This window comes from Streptomyces sp. NPDC044704 (assembly GCF_056433525.1).
Window position 1 is genome coordinate 26,139 of record NZ_JBWKGY010000032.1, and the last position, 6,516, is coordinate 32,654.

Annotated in this window: 7 protein-coding genes; 4 read left to right on the forward strand and 3 right to left on the reverse strand. The window is 71.7% G+C overall.

Features of this window, described 5'->3' with window-relative positions:
- The first annotated feature begins 244 nt into the window (after positions 1-244).
- The 4 genes from ectA to thpD all read left to right on the forward strand — a co-directional run bounded on the left by ectA (position 245) and on the right by thpD (position 3,561).
- Entirely contained in the window at positions 245-802 is a 558-nt protein-coding gene (gene ectA / locus AC07B0_RS38375) for a diaminobutyrate acetyltransferase (RefSeq protein WP_467291595.1), read from the forward strand.
- 68 nt (positions 803-870) lie between these two features.
- Positions 871-2,139 (forward strand): diaminobutyrate--2-oxoglutarate transaminase, encoded by a 1,269-nt coding sequence (gene ectB, locus AC07B0_RS38380; protein ID WP_356881475.1) that lies wholly within the window; start codon positions 871-873, stop codon positions 2,137-2,139.
- Positions 2,140-2,183: 44 nt separating this feature from the next.
- Positions 2,184-2,588, forward strand: a complete 405-nt coding sequence (locus AC07B0_RS38385) for an ectoine synthase (RefSeq protein ID WP_356881473.1) — start codon at positions 2,184-2,186, stop codon at positions 2,586-2,588.
- Between the two features lie 70 nt (positions 2,589-2,658).
- Complete coding sequence (thpD, locus tag AC07B0_RS38390) at positions 2,659-3,561, forward strand: ectoine hydroxylase (RefSeq protein WP_478900323.1); 903 nt, start codon at positions 2,659-2,661, stop codon at positions 3,559-3,561.
- 73 nt (positions 3,562-3,634) lie between these two features.
- Here the strand turns inward: thpD and AC07B0_RS38395 are convergent, their stop codons facing one another.
- The 3 genes from AC07B0_RS38395 to AC07B0_RS38405 all read right to left on the reverse strand — a co-directional run bounded on the left by AC07B0_RS38395 (position 3,635) and on the right by AC07B0_RS38405 (position 6,492).
- Positions 3,635-4,147, reverse strand: coding sequence for a universal stress protein (locus tag AC07B0_RS38395; RefSeq protein WP_478866991.1), 513 nt, complete (start codon positions 4,145-4,147; stop codon positions 3,635-3,637).
- Positions 4,148-4,319: 172 nt separating this feature from the next.
- On the reverse strand, positions 4,320-5,492 hold the full coding sequence (locus tag AC07B0_RS38400) for a putative Ig domain-containing protein (protein WP_478900324.1): 1,173 nt from the start codon (positions 5,490-5,492) through the stop codon (positions 4,320-4,322).
- Between the two features lie 106 nt (positions 5,493-5,598).
- Positions 5,599-6,492 (reverse strand): LysR family transcriptional regulator, encoded by an 894-nt coding sequence (locus tag AC07B0_RS38405; RefSeq protein WP_356881465.1) that lies wholly within the window; start codon positions 6,490-6,492, stop codon positions 5,599-5,601.
- Positions 6,493-6,516: the final 24 nt, after the last annotated feature.

Below are 6,516 nucleotides of genomic sequence, written 5' to 3' on the forward strand. Positions count from 1 at the left end.
CGAAACGGGGCCGGCGGCGAATGTCACGGCTCTCACATCACGCATATGGGACAGGTCGAAGTCGTTATCGTCTCGTTACTTTCGCGGGGGGTGGGGTGAATTATCCGGATAAACCCACCCTTTCCGCCCCGGTCGACCGGGGCTTCGACCGGTCGGACCGTGCCGCCGGATAACACGGATGATCCGCGGGCGGAACCCCGTCGCGGCATGTGATTTCGGCCGACGGTCGGTAGCTTCGGCCCGCATGACCACTGCACCCGCAGCTCCGGCCACCCGTTCCCGAACCCCCGCCCCGACGACCCGGCCCGGCATCCGGGCCGACCGGCCCACCGTGTCCGACGGCCCCGCCCTCTGGCGCATCGCCCGTGACACGAAGACCCTCGACGTCAACTCCCCCTACAGCTACCTGCTGTGGTGCCGCGACTTCGCCGGGACCTCCGCGGTCGCCCGGGACGCCGCCGGCCGGCCGGTCGGCTTCGTCACCGGGTACCTGCGCCCCGACGCCCCGGCCACGCTGCTGATCTGGCAGATCGCCGTCGACGCGGCCGCCCGCGGCCAGGGGGTCGCCGGGCAGCTCCTCGACCACCTCACGGCACGGGTCGCCGCCGAGCACCGCATCGACGGCCTGGAGACGACCATCAGCCCCGGAAACACCGCGTCGGAGCGGCTGTTCGCGTCCTACGCCGAACGCCACGGCGCCCGCGTCACCCGGAAGGTCCTCTTCGCCGAGGAGGACTTCCCCGGCAACGCGGGGGCACACGAGGCGGAGGTCCTCCACCGGATCGCACCCCTGTCCCCCTGACCGCCCACCGACCGCGTCCGCCACAGAACAGCACCGACCGCCCCAGAGCACCTCAGGAGAGGATCACCTTGACCACCACCGCACCGAGCCCGACCGTCTTCGACACCGTCGAGTCGGAGGTGCGCAGCTACTGCCGCGCCTGGCCCGTCGTCTTCGACCGCGCGGAGGGCAGCCGCCTCCACGACGAGGACGGACGCACCTACCTGGACTTCTTCGCCGGGGCCGGCTCGCTGAACTACGGGCACAACAACCCCGTGCTCAAACAGGCGTTGGTCGACTACATCCAGCGCGACGGCATCACGCACGCCCTGGACATGTCGACGACCGCCAAGCGGGCCTTCCTGGAGACCTTCCACTCCACCGTCCTCGCCCCCCGCGCACTGCCGTACAAGGTGATGTTCCCCGGCCCCACGGGCACCAACGCCGTCGAGGCGGCGCTGAAGCTCGCCCGCAAGGCCAAGGGGCGCGAAGCGGTCGTCTCCTTCACGAACGCCTTCCACGGCATGTCCCTGGGCTCGCTCGCCGTGACCGGCAACGCCTTCAAGCGCGCGGGTGCCGGCGTTCCGCTGGTCCACAGCACGCCGATGCCCTTCGACAACTACCTCGGTGGCCGCACTCCGGACTTCCTCTGGTTCGAGCGGCTCCTGGAGGACCAGGGCTCCGGCCTCAACAACCCCGCCGCGGTGATCGTGGAGACCGTGCAGGGCGAGGGCGGGGTCAACGTGGCCCGCGCCGAATGGCTGCGCGCCCTCGCCGACCTGTGCCGCCGCCGGGACATGCTGCTGATCGTCGACGACGTGCAGATGGGCTGCGGCCGCACCGGTGACTTCTTCTCCTTCGAGGAGGCCGGCATCACGCCCGACATCGTCACCGTCTCCAAGTCCATCAGCGGCTACGGACTCCCCATGGCGCTGTGCCTGTTCAAGCCCGAGCTCGACATCTGGGAGCCCGGCGAGCACAACGGCACTTTCCGCGGCAACAACCCGGCCTTCGTCACGGCGACCGCCGCCCTGGAGACCTACTGGCGCGACGGCGTCCTGCGCGAACGCACCCGCGTCCAGGGCGCCCGCATCGAACGGGCCCTCGTCGACCTCTGCGCCGACCACGAGCGCGACGGCGCCTCGTACCGGGGCCGCGGCATGGTGTGGGGGCTGGAGTTCACCCGCAAGGAACGCGCCGCCGAGGTCTGCAACCGGGCCTTCGAGCACGGACTCCTCATCGAGACCTCCGGTCCCGAGAGCGAGGTGGTCAAGCTGCTCCCGCCGCTCACCGTGTCCGCCGACGAGCTCGAAGAGGGCCTCGACATCCTCGCCCGGTCCGTACGCGAGACCGCCTGACGGCCGCATCCCGCACCACCCCGACGACGAAAGGGACTTCCACCGTGATCGTCCGATCCTTCCAGGACATCGAGGGCACCGACCGCCACGTCAAGGCGGCCTCCGGCACCTGGGAGAGCAAGCGCATCGTCCTGGCGAAGGAACGCGTCGGCTTCTCCCTCCACGAGACCGTCCTGTACGCCGGCACCGAAACCTCCATGTGGTACGCGAACCACGTCGAGGCGGTGGTGTGCGTCGAGGGCGAGGCCGAACTCACCGACGAGGAGACGGGCCTGAAGCACACCATCACGCCCGGCACCGTCTACGTCCTCGACGGCCACGAACGCCACACCCTGCGCGTGGTCCGTGAGTTCCGCTGCGTGTGCGTCTTCAACCCGCCGGTCACCGGCCGCGAGGACCACGACGAGAACGGCGTGTACCCGCTGCTCACCGAGCCGGACCCGGTCTGACCCGACCGCGCACCGCGCCGCACCGCACCGCGCGCACCGTATGAATCCGAGAGGAGAGGAAAGCACCGCCATGACCACTGTCACCGAACGCACCCTCGCCGACCTGTATCCCACCCGGGGCTCCGAGGAGACCCTCGTCGGACGCAAGGACCCCGTCGTGTGGTCCGAACCCGGCACCCCGGGACCGCTCTGGGCGCGCGAGCTGGAGGGCTTCGAGCGCGACGGGTTCCTCACCGACGAGCAGCTGATCCGCCCGGAGGAGGTCGAGCTGTACCGGGCCGAGATGGACCGGCTGGTGGCGGACCCGTCCGTCCGGGCCGACGAGCGCGCCGTCGTGGAGCCCGGGTCCGGGGAGGTCCGCTCGGTCTTCGAGGTCCACCGCATCAGCGAGGCGTTCGCACGGCTCGCGGCCGATCCCCGGATCGCCGACCGGGCCCGGCAGATCCTCGGTTGCGACGTGTACGTCCACCAGTCCCGCATCAACGCCAAGCCCGGCTTCGGCGCGAGCGGCTTCTACTGGCACTCCGACTTCGAGACCTGGCACGCCGAGGACGGACTGCCCCGGATGCGGACGGTCTCGGTGTCCATCGCCCTCACGCCGAACCACGCGACCAACGGCAGCCTCATGATCATGCCGGGTTCCCACCGGACGTTCCTGGGCTGCGCGGGAGAGACGCCGAAGGACAACTACAAGAGGTCGCTGCAGATGCAGGACGCCGGCACCCCCTCCCGCGAGGCGCTGAGCAGGTTCGCGTCCGCCTGTGGCATCCGGCAGTTCACCGGTGACGCCGGATCGGCGACCTGGTTCGACTGCAACGCGCTGCACGGTTCGGGGGACAACATCACCCCCTACCCGCGCAGCAACGTCTTCCTGGTGTTCAACAGCGTGGAGAACCTGCCCGCGGAGCCCTTCGCCGCGCCGGTGCGGCGCCCGTCGTTCATCGCCTCGCGCGACTTCACTCCGCTGCGCTGACCGGCGGGAAGCACGTCACTCCCCTCTGCCGGACGGCCGGAACGCCGTCCGGCAGAGGGGGTACGGCGCCGGTTCAGGAGGTCAGCTCCCGCACGTCCAGCGGCAGCCGCCAGAAGTTGCGGCGGTGCACGGCGTCCAGCTCGGCCTCGAGGGGAGACGGCGGCACGACGAGGACCGGGCAGGCGGCGTGCGCGAGGCAGTACCGGGCGACGGAAGGACGGACCAGCCGGCGCAGCGGGACGCGTGGTCCCGTACCGATCACGAGGAGGTCCTCCGCGTCGCGGGCGACGTCCACGAGGACGGCACCCGGGGTGCCCCTCACCGTGTAGCCGGTGAGGGTGACGCCGGGCGGCGCCGCGCCGAAGGCCCCGTCGAGCACCTCCCGCAACCGCTCGACGGCCGCCGCACGGCAATCCGCCGGCGCCGGAACCCCGGAGCCGCCCCGGCTGCCGAGGCCGCCTCCCGGCGCCTGCCAGGCCAGCACCACGCGCAGTTCCGCGCCCCGTACCCGCGCTTCCGCGGCGGCCCGGTGCAGCGCGGTGAGACTCCCCGGGGTTCCGGTCACCCCGACCACGACTCTCGGCATGCGCCCCGCCCCTCTTTCTCTTTCTCTCGTTTCCGGCCACGGTCCTTCGGCCACGGACTCCCATGGAAGGCCTTGCCGGGCGGCGGGGCGCGGTCGTTGACGTTCTCCTCACACGGAACCGCGCAACCCTGACGGATTCCTGATGCCGCCCCGCCCCCGTGCGGTCACGGCACTAGAACCAGCTGAGGGTGAGCGGGAAGGCGGTGGTGGCGGAGGCTCCCGTCGAGTCGGTGGCGGTGGCGGTGAGCTGGACGGTGCCCGACGCCCACGGTTTGCCGCTGATGCGTCCGGTCGCGGTGTCGAGGACGAGGCCCCAGGGCAGTCCGCTCGCGGCGTAGCGCAGCGGGGGCTTCCCGCCGGTCGCGGTGAGCTGGATCGTGCAGCTCTGGTTGAACTTGCAGGTCTGCGGGCCGGGGTTGGCTAGCTTGAGGTCACCGGTGGGCGGCGGGGTGGTGCCGTCACAGCCGGGTGCGGCCTCGGCGGGCAGCGGCACGCGCCAGATCTGGTTGTCGTTCTCGGAGCCCACCAGGAGCGTGGCGCAGTCGGCGTACGTCACGATCTCGCCCTGGGGCTGGGCGGGCAGGGCCACATCGGCGAGTTTGGTTCCGGTCGCCGCGTCGTACACGGTGGCGGTGTTCGCCCCGAGGGGTCCGCCGCTGCGGAGGGCGTAGGACTTTCCGGTGGGCGAGAAGGCGCCGTCGGTGGTGAAGACGGGGCCGGACCGGACCGGGGTGAGGGTGTTGAGCTGCCCGGGCTGCGGGGGCAGCGGCGCCTTGTAGAGCCGGCCGGTGGCGCCGATGAGCTTGCTGGCGACGTACAGCTGCCCGGTCACCGGGTCGGCGAGGAGCGACTCGGCGTCGTGGCGGCCGTCGGAGTAGGCGAAGCGGTACGTGGTGGGGGTGACGGTGGCGTTGGCGAGGGTGTCGGGTTCGGGGAGGGCGTGGACGGTGAGCTCGGCGCGGCCGCTGAAGTTGTCGCCGATGTCGCCCACGAGGATCACCGGGCGGCCGGCCTGGTCCTTGCCGAGGGCCAGGGCTTCCCAGTCCGTGTTGGTGGCGCCGGCGACGGTGAGGGTGGCCCGCAGCTGTCCGGTGGGTCCGTTGCAGTCGACGGCGAACACCTGGTTGGTGTTGCCGCTGTCGTTGACGGCGTAGAAGACGCCGGGGTGGCGCGTGCTCATGGCGAGCCCGCTGATCTCGGTCAGGCCCGCGGGCAGGGTGCACTTGCGTTCCGGGGCGGCGGCCGGTGCCGAGGCGTACGCGGCCTGCGGCACCGGTGACAGCAGGACGAGGCCCGCCGCGGCAACGGCCGCCGCGGCGCGGGGAGATGCGAGGAGTGGGGACATGCGCACAATGTGGGGGCGGCGGCCGCGGTTCCCAAGCGGCAGGCACTCCCGCGTTGGGCATGGAGCGATGCCGGGCCGGCATGGGGCCCGCCTTCCGGCGGGCCCGTCAGCGACTCGGCTCGCGGACCGGGGAGTTGTGCCGGGCGTGGGCGAGGAAGGCCCGCGCGGCGCGGCTCAGGGGGCGCCGGGCGTGCACGATCCCCACGGGCCGCAGCAGCGGCGGAGTGAAGGAGCGGACCTCCGCGCGGCGGCCGAAAGCCCGTAAGACGACGTCGCGGTACCAGATGAGCGAGCCGCGGCCGTCGATCACGCCGGTCACCCAGGCCAGCCGTTCGTTGACCTCCAGCGTGGGCACGGGCCGTACGCCCAGGCTGCTGAACATCGCCTCCAGCTCCGTACGGCGGCCCGTGCCCGGTGCCGGCAGCACCATGTCGAGACCGTCGAGCATCCGGAAGGGCAGCGGGTCGGGGAGTCTGGATCCGAGCGGCGAAATCAGGACGACCTCACGCTCCTGGATGTGGTGCGCCGACAGCTCCTTGTCCACGGGCAGGTCCACCAGCCCCAACTCGGCCGTTCCGTCGACGAGTTCCTGCACGAGGACTTCCCGGCTGTCGTGCTGGTGCAGGCGTACGTCGACCCCCGGACTGCGCTCCGTGAAGGCGGGCACGAGGTCGACGGCCAGATCGAGCGCCAGGGTCGGCGTCGCCACGACGTGCAGGGTGGCCCGGGCGTTCTGCGCGTGCGGTGCGCCGACGTCCTCGATCGCCTCCACCGCGTCGAGGACGGTACGGGCGAGCCGGACCACGCGGGTGCCTTCGGGCGTGAGGTCCACGCCGCGCCCGCGGCGGGCGAGCAGCTCCACTCCGAGATCGCGCTCCATGGCCTGAACGGCCCGGGAGAGGGCGGACTGCGCGACGAACACCGAGGCCGCCGCGCCGGTGATGGAGCGGCAGTCCGCGACGGCCACGAGATAGCGGAGCTGCGCGAGCGTGGGGGTCATGACCGGACGGTAACTCCCAGATCG